The sequence below is a fragment of the Paraburkholderia bryophila genome, from assembly GCF_003269035.1.
GTDB lineage: Bacteria > Pseudomonadota > Gammaproteobacteria > Burkholderiales > Burkholderiaceae > Paraburkholderia > Paraburkholderia bryophila.
Window position 1 is genome coordinate 136,762 of sequence record NZ_QLTK01000002.1, and the last position, 15,418, is coordinate 152,179.

Below are 15,418 nucleotides of genomic sequence, written 5' to 3' on the forward strand. Positions count from 1 at the left end.
TCAACCCCCGGCGCACAACTTTTTCAAGTCGGCGGTCCATCTTGCGCGTCAGTCCTGCGCGTAGATGTCCGAGTCCTTGGTCTCCTTCACGAACAGCATGCCGATCACGAAGGTGATCAGCGCGATCACGATTGGATACCACAGCCCCGAGTAAATGTTGCCCTTCGCCGCCACGATCGCGAACGCGGTCGCCGGCAGGAAGCCGCCGAACCAGCCATTGCCGATGTGATACGGCAGCGACATCGATGTGTAGCGGATCCGCGTCGGGAACATCTCCACCAGCATCGCCGCGATCGGGCCGTAGACCATCGTCACGTAGATCATCAGGATCGTCAGGATCACCACGCTCATCGGCCAGTTGATCTGCGATGGATCGGCCTTCGGCGGGTAGCCGGCTGTCTTCAACGTGCCGGCAAGGGTTTTGTCGAACGCCTTGCCTTGCTCCTTGGCGTCGGCGGCCTTCCCGTCATACGTGTTGACCACCGTATCGCCGACCTTGATCTCGGCCAGCGTGCCCGCCGGTGCCGCCACGTTCTCGTAGTTCAGGCCTGCCTTCGAAAGCGCGCTCTTGGCGATGTCGCACGAGCTCGTGAACTTCGACGTCCCCACCGGATTGAACTGGAACGAGCACTCGTCCGGGTTCGCGACCACGACGATCGGCGCGCGCGCGTTCGCGGCTTCGAGCGCGGGGTTGGTGAAGTGCGTCAACGCCTTGAACAGCGGGAAGTAGGTCAGCGCCGCGATCAGCAGGCCGGTCATGATGATCGGCTTGCGGCCGATACGGTCCGACAGCGAGCCGAAGAACAGAAAGAACGGCGTGCCGATCAGCAGCGCGATCGCGATCATGATGTTGGCGCTGCTGCCGTCCACCTTGACCGTTTGCGTCAGGAAGAACAGCGAGTAGAACTGCCCCGTGTACCAGACCACAGCCTGGCCGGCGGTCAGGCCGACCAGCGCGAGAATCACGATCTTCAGGTTCTTCCACTGGGCGAACGATTCCGTCAGCGGCGCCTTGGAGGTCTTGCCTTCGGCCTTGATGCGCTCGAACACCGGCGATTCGTGCAGTTGCAGACGAATCCACACCGACACGGCCAGCAGGATGATCGACGCGACGAACGGCACGCGCCAGCCCCACGCGGCGAACGCGTCTTCGCCGATCGCCGTGCGCACGCCCAGAATCACCAGCAGGGACAGGAACAGGCCGAGCGTGGCGGTCGCCTGGATCCACGCGGTGTAGAAGCCGCGGCGCCCCGGCGGCGCGTGTTCGGCCACATAGGTGGCCGCGCCGCCGTACTCGCCGCCCAGCGCGAGCCCTTGCAGCATCCGCATCGCGATGAAGATCACCGGCGAAGCGAAACCGATCGACGCATAGCCCGGCAGGAAACCCACCAGGAAGGTCGAGAAGCCCATGATCAGGATCGTGATCAGGAACGTGTACTTGCGTCCGACCATGTCGCCCAGACGGCCGAACACGATCGCGCCGAACGGCCGCACCGCGAAACCCGCGGCGAAACCGAGCAGCGTGAACACGAAGGCGGCGGTCGGATTGACGCCGGAGAAGAAGCTCTTGCTGATAAAGGCCGCGAGCGAGCCGGCCAGGAAGAAGTCGTACCACTCGAACACCGTGCCCAGCGACGATGCGAAGATCACCCGCTTCTCATCGCGCGTCATCGGCACGTGCGAGATTTGCCCGCCAACGGTAGCCATATGTCGTCTCCAATTTCCAATATTGATATGTACGTGGCGCGTCGACCTCAGGGCGCCCGTGCTGGGATTATTGGAGTGGAAACTTACGGCGTACTGACGTGGAAGGGGGTGAATGCGATTCTTGAAGTGGCGTGAAATTTTCGCCAAAATCGTCCAACGATCATTGAAAATATCGCCAACGTCGTTCAATTGAATCTCAATATTGCATTGGGATTTTTGCTTGCCTAAGCTCGGTTAGGGTAAGTCCCGCCCCCGTTCAAGCACCGCCAAACTGACGCGAACGAGGGTGCCGGCCAGTCGGGGCGAGGTCTGATAGACGTTGTCGTCGATCGTCAGCTCGCCGCCATGCATGGTCGCGATCTCGCGGACGATCGCCAGTCCGAGCCCGCTGCCGTCACCTTCTCGGCCCAGAATCCGGTAGAAACGCTCGACCACCCGCGCTCGCTCGGCGACCGGAATGCCGAGTCCGGTGTCTTCCACTTCCAGATGTACGCGGCGCGCGGCCGCGTCGTGTCGCACCCGCACCGTGATGCGGCCGCCCGGCGGGGTGTAGCGGATCGCGTTGTCGATCAGGTTCGACAGCATTTCGCGCAGCATGACCGGATTGCCGTCCACGTCGATGGGTTCGTCGGGCGCTTCGTAGCCGAGGTCCATCTGCCTGGCGAGTGCGGCCTGCACCCAGTCGCGCACCGCGCTGCGAGCCACTTCGGTCACTTCGACCGGCGTGAAAATCTGCCCCGACAGGCGGTTTTCCGCGCGCGCCAGCGCCAGCAACTGCGTGACGAGCCGCGCCGCCTGCTCCGAACTGGTCGCGATCTGCTCGAGCGAACGATGCACCTCCGCTGATGCATCCTGGCGCAACGCCAATTCGGCCTGAGTGCGCAGGCCGGCGAGCGGCGTTTTCATCTGATGCGCGGCGTCGGCGATAAAGCGTTTCTGCAGCTCCATGTTCTGTTGCAGACGCGTCAGCAGATCGTTGAACGAGGTCACCAGCGGCTCGATTTCCGGCGGCGCGCGGCGCGCCTCGAGCGGCGACAGATCGTCCGGCCGGCGCGCGCGGATGTGCGCCTGCAGCGCGTGCAGCGGCGCGAGGCCGCGCGACAGGCCGAACCACACCAGCAGGATCGCCAGCGGCAGGATCACGAACTGCGGCAGGATCACGCCCTTGATGATGTCGTTGGCGAGCTGGCTGCGTTTGTCGAGCGTTTCGGCGACCTGCACGAGCACCGGCTGCGCGCCGGCCGTCTGCGGAAATTCGACGGTCGTATAAGCGACGCGGATGTCGTTGCCGCGCAGCATGTCGTCGCGGAACTCGACGAGGCCCGGCTGCGGCCGGTCCTCCTCATGCGGCAGCGGCATGTCGCGCTCGCCGCCCACCAGTTCGCCGCGTGTGCCGAGTACCTGATAGAACACGCGGTCCACGTTGTCGGTACGGAGAAAATCGCGCATGGCGTCGGGCAGCGTCAGCTCCGCCACCCCGTTCACCGGATGAATCTGGCGGGCCAGCACGTAGGCGTCGGTTTCGAGCGCACGGTCGAACGGGCCGTTGGCGATCGACTTGGCGACCAGATAGGTGACGGCGAGGCTCATCGGCCAGAGCAGCAGCAGCGGCGCGAGCATCCAGTCGAGAATCTCGCCGAATAACGAGCGTGGGCGCGCCTCGGCGGCGGCTTCGGTTTCGTCGGGCGGTGCGAACGGGTTGGCGTAACGGGCGTCGCGCGCCTCGTCGAGGTCCGCCGCGCGCGCCGTGGCGCGATCTTCGCGGGCCGACATGGGCGCGCCCTATTTGAAGTGGTGACTCGCCGGCATCGCGCCGGACGGCGGCGCAGCGGGCGGCTCGGCGGCGGCGGGGGCTTGCGCGCGTGCCGGCGCTTGCGCGGCAGGCGGAGTTGCGTCGACGGGCGAAGCGGCTTTCTCCAGGCAATAGCCCAGTCCACGCACGGTAATGATGCGCACGCCGCTCGGCTCGATTTTCTTGCGCAGCCGGTGTACGTAGACCTCGATCGCGTTATTGCTGACTTCCTCGCCCCATTCGCACAGGTGATCGACCAGCTGTTCCTTCGAGACCAGCCGGCCGATCCGTTGCAGCAGCACTTCGAGCAAGCCGAGTTCGCGCGCCGACAGGTCGAGCACCTGGTCGTTGACATGAGCGATCCGGCCCACCTGATCGAACGACAGCGAACCATGCTTCACCACGGTCGGACCGCCGCCCGCGCCACGCCGGGTCAGCGCCCGCACGCGCGCTTCGAGTTCGGTCAGCACGAAGGGTTTGGCCATGTAGTCGTCGGCGCCCAGATCGAGACCCTTGACGCGTTCGTCCACGCTGTCCGCGGCGGTCAGGATCAACACCGGCAGGTTGGAATTACGCGCGCGCAGGCGGCGCAGCACCTCGAGTCCGGACATGCGCGGCAGGCCGAGATCGAGAATCAGCAGGCCGAAAGTTTGTACCGAAAGCGCGGTATCGGCGTCGACGCCGTTCTTCACCAGATCAACGGCATAGGCCGATTGGCGGAGTGATCGAACCAGACCGTCCGCGAGTATGCTGTCGTCTTCGGCAATCAGAATTCGCATGATGCGCCAGCCACCTTGCCGGCACCGTGAGGTGTGCCCCGGCGCGCAGCGGTCTCCGAAAATTATTGTGGGTAGTTGGGCAGCGCGACGGTAAAAATGCGTGTTCGCATGAGAATCGCGCTTGCCAAAACTACTGTTTTTTTATACAGTGTCTGAGTTTCGTGTGTCGCCATCAAAAAGTGGACTGCACACCTGCCTCAGACGCCGTTCATCATAGCAAAGGACGATTCATGGAAGAAAGCAAGAAAGGCTCGGCTGGACTGACTGCTGAAAAGAGCAAGGCACTCGCTGCCGCACTCGCGCAGATCGAAAAGCAGTTCGGCAAAGGGTCGGTCATGCGGCTCGGCGCAGGTGAGGTAATCGAAGATATCCAGGTGGTCTCGACCGGATCGCTCGGTCTCGACATCGCCTTGGGCGTCGGCGGTTTGCCGCGTGGCCGTGTGGTCGAAATTTATGGCCCGGAATCGTCCGGTAAAACCACGCTGACGCTGCAAGTCATCGCCGAAATGCAGAAGATCGGCGGCACGGCGGCGTTTATCGACGCGGAGCACGCGCTGGACATCCAGTACGCGAGCAAGCTCGGCGTGAACGTGAACGAGCTGCTGGTTTCGCAGCCGGACACCGGCGAGCAGGCGCTTGAAATCGCCGACGCGCTGGTGCGCTCGGGCTCGATCGACATGATCGTGATCGACTCGGTTGCGGCGCTGGTGCCGAAGGCTGAAATCGAAGGCGAGATGGGCGACTCGTTGCCGGGCCTGCAAGCGCGTCTGATGTCGCAAGCGCTGCGCAAGCTCACCGGCACGATCAAGCGCACGAACTGCCTCGTGATCTTCATCAACCAGATTCGCATGAAGATCGGCGTGATGTTCGGCAATCCGGAAACCACCACGGGCGGTAACGCGCTGAAGTTCTACGCGTCGGTGCGTCTGGACATCCGCCGTATCGGTTCGATCAAGAAGAACGACGAAGTGATCGGCAACGAAACGCGCGTGAAGGTCGTCAAGAACAAGGTGTCGCCACCGTTCCGCGAAGCCATTTTCGACATTCTGTACGGCGAGGGTATTTCGCGTCAGGGCGAGGTTATCGATCTGGGCGTCGCAGCCAAGATCGTCGACAAGGCAGGCGCCTGGTATAGCTACAACGGCGAACGTATCGGTCAGGGCAAGGACAACGCGCGCGAATTCCTGCGCGAAAATCCGGAGATCGCTCGTGAGATCGAAAACCGTATCCGCGAATCGCTGGGCGTAAATGCCATGGCCGACTCAGTGGCTGGCGCAGGTGCGGGTGCTGAAGTCGCGGACGAAGAAGAGTAACCGTCACGTGATACGCAAGGGCCGGCCGTTGTCCCATGCTGGACGCAATGCGGACGGCCCGCGTGATGAAGAGAACGATTCGTCGGAACGGTTCGATCCGTTCGACGCGCATGATCGCGCCGAGGGCCGCGGCTCGCGGCGCACACCGCTTCAGTCGTCCCGGTCAGCCGGTTCGGAGCCTTCCGAAACCGCTGAGGTCGCCGAATTCACCGAGGCGACTTACAGTCGCTCGCGTCGCCAACCAGGCGAGGCGAAGCCGGAGCAGGACGAAGCCAAAAACTCGAAACGCCCAGCCCGTTCGCTAAAAGGACGCGCGCTCGGCTATCTCTCTCGCCGCGAATACAGCCGCACGGAACTCGCGCGCAAGCTCAAACCGTTTGTTGAAGAAACCGATTCGCTCGACACGCTGCTCGATCAGTTGGAAGCCGAAAACTGGCTGTCCAATTCGCGTTTCGCCGAAAGCCTGATTCACCGTCGTTCGTCGCGTCTGGGCGCCAGCCGGATTCTCGGTGAACTGAAGCAGCACGCGGTCGATCCCACGCTGGTCGAAGACGCCAAGGCGCAATTGCGCGAGACCGAGTTCGCGCGCGCTCAGGCCGTTTGGCAGAAAAAATTCGGCGAACTCCCTGAAACGCCCGCCGAGCGGGCCAAGCAGCAGCGCTTTCTGGCGTCGCGCGGTTTTTCGGGTGCAACCATCGGCAAAATCCTCAGGGGCGTCGACGAGGAGTAGGGCGGCAACCCGCCAATATCGGCCGCCATCCGCTCGCCGAATCGTGCCGGATCACGCCAAATCACGCCGCAAGAACCCTCTTCGAGATAGCGCCCAACCCGCTCAGCCGCGCGCCGGGCGGGCCTGCGCATTCCGGCCTGTACCAAATACCCAGTATGCTAAAATTGGGGGGTTTTCCAATCCGGCCTTTCCTTCCCGCATGCCGCTCTCCCCGCCAGTGTCCCGTCAGTTGCGCCATCGTCGCGCAATCCGAGCGGAAGCCTACGAGCGAGCCGATGGCCTGTGGGATGTGGAAGCGTGCTTGACCGACGAAAAACCGCGCGACGTGGTCCTTGCGTCGGGCGTCCGGCCCAATGGTCAGCCGATCCATGAACTCTGGCTTCGCATCACCATCGATCGCAAGCTCAATGTCGTCGACGCCGAGGCGTCGTCCGACTGGGTGCCCTATCCAGGGTTGTGCCAGGTCAGTAATCCCGCCTATCGTGCCCTCATCGGGCTCAATCTACGCCAGAACTTCCGCCGTGAAGCTGCCCGTTTGCTCGGCGGCACGGAGGGTTGCACCCATCTCACCGAGTTGTGCGCAGTCCTGCCGACCGCCGCGATTCAGGCATTCGCCGGCGAGGTGTGGAGCACCGGTGACAGCGCGAAAGCCAGTTCAGGAAACGAAGCGCCTGACGGCTCACACGAGCATTCCAACGACAAACCGCCATTCCAGTTGGGACGCTGCCACGCGCTGCGTTTCGACGGCGAGGCGGTGCAGCAGTTTTATCCGCGCTGGTATGGCCACGCACCGCGTTCGGCGGAACGCGTGGCATCGTCAGGCGACAGGGCAGACCGCCAGACAGGTAAGGGCGGCAACGCGTCCGGCATGAACGACGGCAGCGGAAACGAAGTTCAATCCAACTCTCAGACTGAAGGGAATCACGCATGAAGATTCACGAGTACCAGGGTAAGGAAATCCTGCGGAAATTCGGCGTCGCGGTACCGCGCGGCAAGCCGGTCTTCTCGGTGGATGATGCGGTCAAGGCCGCGGAAGAGCTCGGCGGCCCGGTATGGGTCGTGAAGGCTCAGATCCACGCGGGTGGCCGTGGCAAGGGCGGTGGCGTGAAAGTTGCCAAGTCGCTGGAACAGGTTCGCGAGTATTCGGAACAGATCCTCGGCATGCAGCTCGTCACGCACCAGACCGGTCCGGAAGGCCAGAAGGTGAATCGCCTGCTGATCGAAGAAGGCGCTGACATCAAGAAGGAACTGTATGTCGGCCTGGTGATCGATCGCGTTACGCAGAAGATCGTCGTGATGGCATCGAGCGAAGGCGGCATGGACGTCGAAGAAGTCGCGGAAAAGACGCCCGAGCTGATCCACAAGATCGCTGTCGATCCGGCAACCGGTCTGAAAGACGCGGAAGCCGACGAGCTGGCCACGAAGATCGGCGTGCCCGCCGCTTCGCTGCCGCAAGCCCGTTCGATCCTGCAAGGCCTGTACAAGGCATTCTGGGAAACCGACGCGTCGCTGGCCGAAATCAACCCGCTGATCCTGACCGGCGACGGCAAGGTCATCGCGCTGGACGCCAAGTTCAACTTCGATTCGAACGCACTGTTCCGTCACCCGGAAATCGTCGCGTATCGCGATCTGGACGAAGAAGATCCGGCTGAAGTCGAAGCGTCGAAGTTCGACCTCGCGTACATCTCGCTCGACGGCAACATCGGCTGCCTCGTGAACGGCGCAGGCCTCGCCATGGCAACGATGGACACCATCAAGCTGTTCGGCGGCGAACCGGCGAACTTCCTGGACGTGGGCGGCGGCGCCACGACCGAGAAGGTCACGGAAGCGTTCAAGATCATGCTGAAGAACCCGAACCTGACCGCGATCCTGGTCAACATTTTCGGCGGCATCATGCGCTGCGACGTGATCGCCGAAGGCGTGATCGCTGCGTCGAAGGCCGTGTCGCTGAAGGTGCCGCTCGTGGTCCGCATGAAGGGCACGAACGAAGATCTGGGCAAGAAGATGCTCGCTGAATCCGGTCTGCCGATCATTGCGGCGGACAGCATGGAAGAAGCGGCTCAGAAGGTCGTCGCGGCTGCCTCGGGCAAGGCGTAAGCCTCGTCCCAAGGCGGCTTTTGCCACGGGCTTTTGCCAAGATAAACCAGGCATTACGAATGGCGGCGCGTGAGTGACGCGGGCGGAGAACATCCCGCCGCGCGGCGCAACAGCGCGACGCCAAACGAACAGAGGTCAATACATGTCGATTCTGATTAACAAAGACACCAAGGTCATCACGCAGGGCATTACCGGCAAGACCGGTCAGTTCCATACGCGTGCTTGCCGTGAATATGCAAACGGCCGCGAAGCGTACGTTGCAGGCGTGAACCCGAAGAAGGCCGGCGAAGATTTCGAAGGCATTCCTATTTACGCCAGCGTCGCTGAAGCCAAGGCTGAAACGGGCGCGACCGTGTCGGTGATTTACGTTCCGCCGGCAGGCGCTGCCGCTGCGATCTGGGAAGCGGTCGAAGCCGACCTGGACCTGGCGATCTGTATCACGGAAGGCATTCCTGTCCGTGACATGATCGAGCTCAAGGCACGTATGCGCGCGAAGAACAGCAAGACGCTGCTGCTCGGACCGAACTGCCCGGGCACGATCACGCCGGACGAACTGAAGATCGGCATCATGCCGGGTCACATCCACCGCAAGGGTCGTATCGGCGTCGTGTCGCGTTCGGGCACGCTGACGTACGAAGCAGTCGGTCAACTGACGGCGATCGGTCTCGGCCAGTCGTCGGCAGTCGGTATCGGCGGCGACCCGATCAACGGTCTGAAGCACATCGACGTGATGAAGATGTTCAACGACGATCCGGAAACGGACGCCGTCATCATGATCGGCGAGATCGGCGGTCCGGACGAAGCGAATGCCGCTGAGTGGATCAAGGACAACATGAAGAAGCCGGTGGTTGGCTTCATCGCCGGCGTCACGGCGCCTCCGGGCAAGCGCATGGGCCACGCCGGCGCGCTGATCTCGGGCGGTGCGGATACGGCCGAAGCGAAGCTGGAAATCATGGAAGCCTGCGGTATCAAGGTCACGAAGAACCCGTCGGAAATGGCGCGTCTTCTGAAGGCGATGCTGTAATACCAAAATTCGCGCGCTGTGAGCGCGCGTTTTTTGATACGCTTACGGGATCCTTTCGTGAGCGTACGGTTTCAAAAAAAGCGGGGGAGTGCAAACTCCTCCGCTTTTTTATTGCCCGTGCGCCAGACTTCCCGGCCTTTCGCCCATGCTCGAGTTTTTCGCCACGCTCCATTGGGGCGCCGTCATCCAGATCATCGTGATCGACATCCTGCTAGGTGGCGATAACGCGGTCGTGATCGCATTGGCTTGCCGTAACCTACCGGCGTCCCAGCGTACGAGGGGCGTGCTATGGGGCACGGCCGGCGCGATCGTGCTGCGCGTTGCGTTGATCGCGTTCGCGGTCGCGCTGCTCGACGTGCCGCTGCTGAAGTTCGCGGGCGGGCTGCTGCTGTTGTGGATCGGCGTGCGTCTGATGGCGCCCGCGCACGACGCGCACGAGAACGTCAAACCGGCGGACAAGCTGTTGTCGGCGATCAAAACGATCATCGTCGCGGACGCGGTGATGAGCCTCGACAACGTGATCGCGATTGCCGGCGCGGCGGAAGCGGCCGATCCGGAACACCGGCTCGCGCTGGTGATCTTCGGCCTGATCGTAAGCATTCCGCTGATCGTGTGGGGCAGCCAGCTAGTGTTGAAGCTGCTCGACCGTTTTCCGATCGTTATCACGCTCGGCGCGGCTTTGCTCGGGTGGATCGCGGGCGGGTTGATCGTCAACGACCCGGCCGGCGACCGTTGGCCGATTCTCGATACGCCGGCGGCCGAATACGGCATGAGCATCGCGGGCGCGTTGTTCGTCGTGATTCTGGGGTACCTGCTCAGGCGGCGGAACGCCAACCGCGCCAGTGCATAGCGCATAACGTCAGCGCGCGGCACGCAACGTTAGCCATTCGGCTGACTGTGAGCCGCGGGCGCCTCTCGCTACGATGGAAACGCCTGTCCCCGATCCGTGGGGCAGGCGTTTTTCGTTTCAGGAGTCTGCCCATGAACCTTACCTTGCCGTGTTCCCCTTATTCCCAATCCTCGCTACCGCCGCGTTTTACGCTCGAGCGGGCGCGCTGGTCCGCGCGTCTCGCGCGTGCTTGCCGCCGCCTCGGGCTCGGCTTCACGCTGATCGAACTGATGATCGTGCTGGCGATTGTCGGTGTGATCGCCGCGTATGCGATTCCCGCGTATCAGGACTATCTGGCGCGCAGTCGCGTCGGCGAAGGCTTGTCGTTGGCCACTTCCGCGCGTCTCGCCGTCGCTGAAAACGCGGCGAGCGGCACGACGTTCAGTGGCGGGTATGCATCGCCGCCCGCTACCCGCAACGTCGAGTCGGTTCGCGTCGACGGCGACACCGGTCAGATCACGGTCGCCTTCACCACACGCGTGGCGCCGGCAGGATCGAACACGCTCACGCTCGTGCCGTCGGTTCCGGACAACGCCGACGCACCGACCGCGCGCATCGGGTTGAGCAAGGGTTCGATGCAGGCGGGCGCGCTCACGTGGGAATGTTTCGCCGGCGGCAAAACGGCCTCGTCGCTGCCCGCACCGGGCGCGGGACCGGCCCCGACAGAAGCGTCCACCTTGTCGGCGAATCTTGCACCGCCCGAGTGCCGTTCATGACCGACGGCGCGAGTAGTCGGGCGAGTCGCCGATCGCACGTAAAAGGCTGACTTTTGGGATATTTCAGCCCGGCCGGCGCACAGCAGAAGGATTTTTTTGTATAGTGCGCCGGTTGCTGACGCCCACCGGTTACTCGATGCCCACCCCATTCGCGCGCTACCTTTCACTCATATTGTTGTCCCTTGCGTTGATGCTGCCTTATGCAGTCGTCAACCACACGTATCCGATTCCCACTTTCTATGCCGAATTCACGGCGCTGGCGTTGCACCTGCTGACCGGTGCGGGTGTCGTGCTGATGGTGGCGAGCGCCAGGCCGCGCGTCACGTTCGCGTCGCCGGTCGTGGCGCTGGTGCCGTTGCTGTTCGGCCTGGTCGTCGTGGCGCAATCGGTGCTGCTGCCGGTCACGCAACCGTCGATGAACTGGCTCGGCGGCGGCTTCCTGCTGGCGGCCTTCATGGCGGTGCATGCCGGCTACGGCTTCGCGCGCGTCAAGCTCGACGAAACCGCGCTGCGCTGGGCGGCGGGCGCGTTGATTCTCGGTGGGCTGTTCGCGGTGTTCTGTCAGGTGATCCAGTTGTTTCACCTCGAGACGCGCGTGTCGCCGTTCGTGGTGGCATACAACATTACCGTCGAGCGTCGGCCGTTCGGCAATATGGCGCAGGCGAACCACCTCGCCACGTACATTGCGTTCGCGATGGCGGGCGCGCTGTTTCTCGTGCAGACGCGGCGAATCGCCGTCGGCATCTGGTTTCTCGTCTCGACGATTTTCGCCGTGGGCCTCGCGCTGACCGTATCGCGCGGGCCGTGGCTGCAAATGGGCGTGATCGTGGTCGCGGGTTTCTGGATGGCGTTCGCGCAGACGCGCAGCGAACCGCTGCTTCGTCGCAGCAACCGTCAATGGCTCGTGCCGATCGTGCTGGCGCTGTTGTTCGTCGTGGTCAATGCGCTGATCCGCTGGGCCAATGTGCGCTATCACCTGGAGCTGGGGCAGTCCGCGGCGGAGCGGTTCAAGGACGCCGGCCAGATCGCGCCGCGCCTCGCGCTGTGGAAGTACGGCTGGACGATGTTCAAGACGCATCCGCTGCTGGGTGTCGGCTGGGGCGAATTCCCGAGTTATCAGTTCGCACTGGCGAAGAATCTCGGCGGCGTTGAAATCGCCAATAACTCGCACGACATCTTCGTCGACCTGCTGGCGAAAACCGGTTTGATCGGTTTCGCGATCGTGCTGTTCGGCCTGGTCACCTGGCTGGTGCGTGTGGTGCGCGCGCCGCACAGCGCGGCGCGCGTGTTCGGCATCGCGCTGATCGGCGTGCTGGTGATGCACGCGCTGGTCGAGTATCCGCAGCAGTACATGTTCTTCCTGCTGCCGGCCATGTTCGTCTTCGGCTTGCTGGAAACCCGCTCGCTGAGGTTCGTACCCGCGCGCCTGTCGTTCGGTGCGTTTGCCGTGGTGGTGTTCGGCGGGCTGGCCGCGCTGTATCCGGTGTATCGCGACTATGCGCGCGCCGAGGTGCTGTATTACGGCTCGCGTCCGGCCGAGCAGTATCGTGCGGACCCGTCGTTCCTGTTTCAGGCGTGGGGCGAATATGGTCTCGCGACGCTGCTGCCGATGAACGCAATGGATCTGCAGCACAAACTGGCGATGCATCGTCAGGCGTTGGCGTTGCTGCCGGGTGAAACGGTGCTGCGCCGTTATGCGGTGTTGCAGGCGTTGAGCGGCGATACGGTCGCGGCGTTCGACACGGTTGAGCGCCTGAAGATTTTCGCGCTGGAACTGAACGACTGGCCGTCGCAGTTGGGCTATCTGTACGAACTGTGCGATGAGCAGAAGACGCTGACGGGCTTCAAGGCGGAACTGATGAAGCGCTATGGCGTGCCGCCGAGCAACATCAATCAGGACGACGACAGCGACGACGATTGAGTCGCCGCGTTCGTTGGTCTTAACTTTTTAGAGGGGGGCGACGTGCGCACTGCAGCGCTGTCGTCACTCCGCCACCCAGTCCCCTGACTTCCCGCCGTGCTTTTCCAGCACGCGCACATCGGTGATGGTCATCCCCCGATCCACCGCCTTGCACATGTCGTACACCGTCAGCAGTCCCACCTGCACGGCGGTCAGCGCTTCCATCTCCACCCCCGTGCGCCCGAGCGTTTCCACCTGAACCGTGCAATGCACGCCCGGCAGCGCTTCATCGAGTTCGAGGTCCACCTTTACGCGCGTCAGCGCGAGCGGATGACACAGCGGGATCAGATCGGCGGTGCGCTTCGCACCTTGAATGGCGGCAATACGCGCGATGCCGATCACGTCGCCTTTTTTCGCGTTGCCGTCGCGGATTAGCGCGAACGTGTCCGGCAGCATGCGAATCGAGCCGCGCGCCACCGCGATGCGCTTGGTCTCCTGCTTGCCGCCGACGTCCACCATATGCGCCTGGCCGGCAGCGTCGAAATGAGTGAGTTCAGGCATGGTTGGGCTCCTTCAGAGGGCGCCTATCATAGCAGCGGCGCGGCGACCGTTCGAAACACGAACGCTTGATACACCCGGTTCCGGGCGTTCAATGATTACAATTACCCTGTACTTGTCCGCTATCTTATTCCGCGCAGCGGGCGTTGCCTTTCGACCCCGTCTTACCGACCTTGCGATGCGCCCGAAACGGTTTCTCGCTGCCTTGTTATCCGTTGCGCTGATTGCGCCGCCAGGCGCGTTCGCGCAATCCCGGCAATCGCCTGGCGATTCGAGCCTGTTGTCGCTGAATACGCAGACCACCGAACCGCCCCTGGTCAGCGGCCCAACCGACATCTACGTCGACCCGATCGTGCCACCCGACATCGCGCAGGGCGTATTCGGCGTGTACGGCGGCGCGCAGAGCCGCTTTTCCGGCCAGGCCGGTGCGAACACCAGCTGGCGCGCGCCGCTCGTCACGCAGCAGTTGCCCGATCTCGGCAACGGCGGCGCCGGTTCTCTGACGCCGCAAGCCGAGCGCAAGCTCGGCGAGCGCGTCATGCGCGAATTGCGCCGCGACCCTGACTATCTCGACGACTGGCTGGTGCGCGACTACCTGAATTCGGTTGCCGCGAAACTCGCCGCGGCGGCCAACGCGCTCTACCTTGGCGGCTATCGTCCCGACTTCGATCTGTTCGCGGTGCGTGACGCGCAGATCAACGCATTCTCGCTGCCGGGCGGCTTCATTGGCGTGAACACCGGGTTGATCGTGACGACGCAAACCGAGTCGGAACTCGCATCCGTGCTCGGTCACGAAATGGGCCACGTCCTGCAACGCCACATTTCGCGGATGATCACGACCGGCGAGCGTAGCGGCTATGCGGCGCTCGCCGCCGTGTTGTTCGGCGTGCTGGCGGGCGTGCTGGCGCACAGCGGCGACCTCGGCAGTGCGATCGCGATCGGCGGCGAGGCCTATGCGGTCGACAACCAGTTGCGCTTCTCGCGTTCGGCCGAGCACGAGGCGGACCGGGTCGGCTTTCTGCTGCTGGCCGGCGCGGGCTACGATCCGTACGCGATGACCACCTTCTTCGGCCGCCTCGATCGGGCGTCGATGAGCGACGCGGGCGTGCCGGCCTACGCGCGCACGCATCCGCTGACCGGCGAACGGATCGCCGACATGGAAGACCGGGCGCGTCGCGCGCCGTACCGGCAACCGCATCAGGCGTCCGAATATGGCTTCGTGCGCGCGCGTTCGCGCTTGTTGCAGGAGCATTCGAGCAGCGAGTACACGGACGAGATTTCGCGCCTGCGTTCCGAAATCGAGGACCGGACTGCGGTCAACGTGGCGGCGAACTGGTACGGCATCGCCTATGGGCAAATGCTGCTGGAACGTTACGACGACGCGGCGGCGTCGTTAGCGCAATGCCGCGCGGCGTTTATCACGGGCGAGCAGACCGAGGGTGAGCCGGCGCGGAGTTCACCGAGTCTCGACGTGCTGGCCGCCGACATCGCGCGGCGCGCCGGCCGCGACGACGAAGCCGTCCGTCTCGCCGGGTTCGCGCAGCAGCGTTGGCCGCAGTCGAACGCCGCGATCGACATGCATATCCGCACCTTGCTGACATTGCGGCGTTTTGCCGAAGCGCAGGCGCTGGCGCAGAGGGAAACCGTCGCGCATCCGGACCAGCCGGCGTGGTGGCTGTATCTCGCCCAGGCGAGCGCCGGTAGTGGCGACGCGTTGACGCAGCATCGGGCGATGGCGGAGAAGTTCGCGCTCGAAGGCGCATGGCCTTCGGCGATCCGGCAGTTGAAAGACGCGCGCGACATGAAGACGATCGGCTACTACGATCTGGCGACCGTCGACGCTCGATTGCACGAGATGGAAAGCCGCTACAAAGAGGAGCGGCTGGACGAGAAGAGCTAGAAGCGCCTCGAAG

The 15,418-nt window shown here is 63.5% G+C and carries 13 protein-coding genes; 9 read left to right on the plus strand and 4 right to left on the minus strand.

The window, feature by feature from the left end; genetic code table 11:
* Window positions 1-48 precede the first annotated feature (48 nt).
* The 3 genes from BX591_RS04155 to BX591_RS04165 all read right to left on the minus strand — a co-directional run bounded on the left by BX591_RS04155 (window position 49) and on the right by BX591_RS04165 (window position 4,278).
* Window positions 49-1,707, minus strand: coding sequence for an MFS transporter (locus BX591_RS04155; RefSeq protein WP_111929470.1), 1,659 nt, complete (start codon window positions 1,705-1,707; stop codon window positions 49-51).
* 234 nt (window positions 1,708-1,941) lie between these two features.
* Window positions 1,942-3,480, minus strand: a complete 1,539-nt coding sequence (locus BX591_RS04160; RefSeq protein ID WP_111929471.1) for a sensor histidine kinase — start codon at window positions 3,478-3,480, stop codon at window positions 1,942-1,944.
* Window positions 3,481-3,489: 9 nt separating this feature from the next.
* A complete protein-coding gene (locus BX591_RS04165; RefSeq protein ID WP_111929472.1) occupies window positions 3,490-4,278 on the minus strand; it encodes a response regulator in 789 nt (262 codons plus the stop codon).
* A gap of 230 nt (window positions 4,279-4,508) precedes the next feature.
* Between BX591_RS04165 and recA the strand changes: the two genes are divergently transcribed.
* From recA to BX591_RS04205, 8 genes are all read left to right on the plus strand, one after another.
* Window positions 4,509-5,591, plus strand: a complete 1,083-nt coding sequence (recA, locus tag BX591_RS04170) for a recombinase RecA (RefSeq protein WP_105509345.1) — start codon at window positions 4,509-4,511, stop codon at window positions 5,589-5,591.
* Window positions 5,592-5,598: 7 nt separating this feature from the next.
* A complete protein-coding gene (gene recX, locus BX591_RS04175; protein ID WP_111929893.1) occupies window positions 5,599-6,321 on the plus strand; it encodes a recombination regulator RecX in 723 nt (240 codons plus the stop codon).
* A 199-nt stretch (window positions 6,322-6,520) separates the two neighbouring features.
* Window positions 6,521-7,252 carry a DUF2889 domain-containing protein gene (locus tag BX591_RS04180; protein WP_111929473.1) on the plus strand — a complete coding sequence of 244 codons (732 nt, stop codon included), beginning with the start codon at window positions 6,521-6,523 and terminating at the stop codon, window positions 7,250-7,252.
* Entirely contained in the window at window positions 7,249-8,418 is a 1,170-nt protein-coding gene (gene sucC, locus BX591_RS04185) for an ADP-forming succinate--CoA ligase subunit beta (RefSeq protein WP_111929474.1), read from the plus strand. Before BX591_RS04180 ends, sucC begins: the two co-directional genes overlap by 4 nt.
* 142 nt (window positions 8,419-8,560) lie before the next feature.
* Window positions 8,561-9,442 carry a succinate--CoA ligase subunit alpha gene (gene sucD / locus BX591_RS04190; protein ID WP_111929475.1) on the plus strand — a complete coding sequence of 294 codons (882 nt, stop codon included), beginning with the start codon at window positions 8,561-8,563 and terminating at the stop codon, window positions 9,440-9,442.
* Window positions 9,443-9,587: 145 nt separating this feature from the next.
* Window positions 9,588-10,292: a TerC family protein gene (locus BX591_RS04195; protein ID WP_111929476.1), complete on the plus strand. Its 705-nt coding sequence runs from the start codon at window positions 9,588-9,590 to the stop codon at window positions 10,290-10,292.
* Window positions 10,293-10,423: 131 nt separating this feature from the next.
* Window positions 10,424-11,047, plus strand: a complete 624-nt coding sequence (locus BX591_RS04200) for a pilin (protein WP_111929477.1) — start codon at window positions 10,424-10,426, stop codon at window positions 11,045-11,047.
* A gap of 136 nt (window positions 11,048-11,183) precedes the next feature.
* A complete protein-coding gene (locus tag BX591_RS04205; RefSeq protein WP_111929894.1) occupies window positions 11,184-12,968 on the plus strand; it encodes a PglL family O-oligosaccharyltransferase in 1,785 nt (594 codons plus the stop codon).
* Between the two features lie 63 nt (window positions 12,969-13,031).
* Here BX591_RS04205 and moaC read toward each other — a convergent pair whose 3' ends face one another.
* Window positions 13,032-13,508 (minus strand): cyclic pyranopterin monophosphate synthase MoaC, encoded by a 477-nt coding sequence (moaC, locus tag BX591_RS04210; RefSeq protein WP_111929478.1) that lies wholly within the window; start codon window positions 13,506-13,508, stop codon window positions 13,032-13,034.
* Window positions 13,509-13,683: 175 nt separating this feature from the next.
* Between moaC and BX591_RS04215 the strand changes: the two genes are divergently transcribed.
* The gene (locus BX591_RS04215; protein ID WP_111929479.1) at window positions 13,684-15,405 is read left to right on the plus strand and encodes a M48 family metalloprotease; all 1,722 of its coding nucleotides are present in this window, start codon (window positions 13,684-13,686) and stop codon (window positions 15,403-15,405) included.
* The last annotated feature ends 13 nt before the right edge of the window (window positions 15,406-15,418 follow it).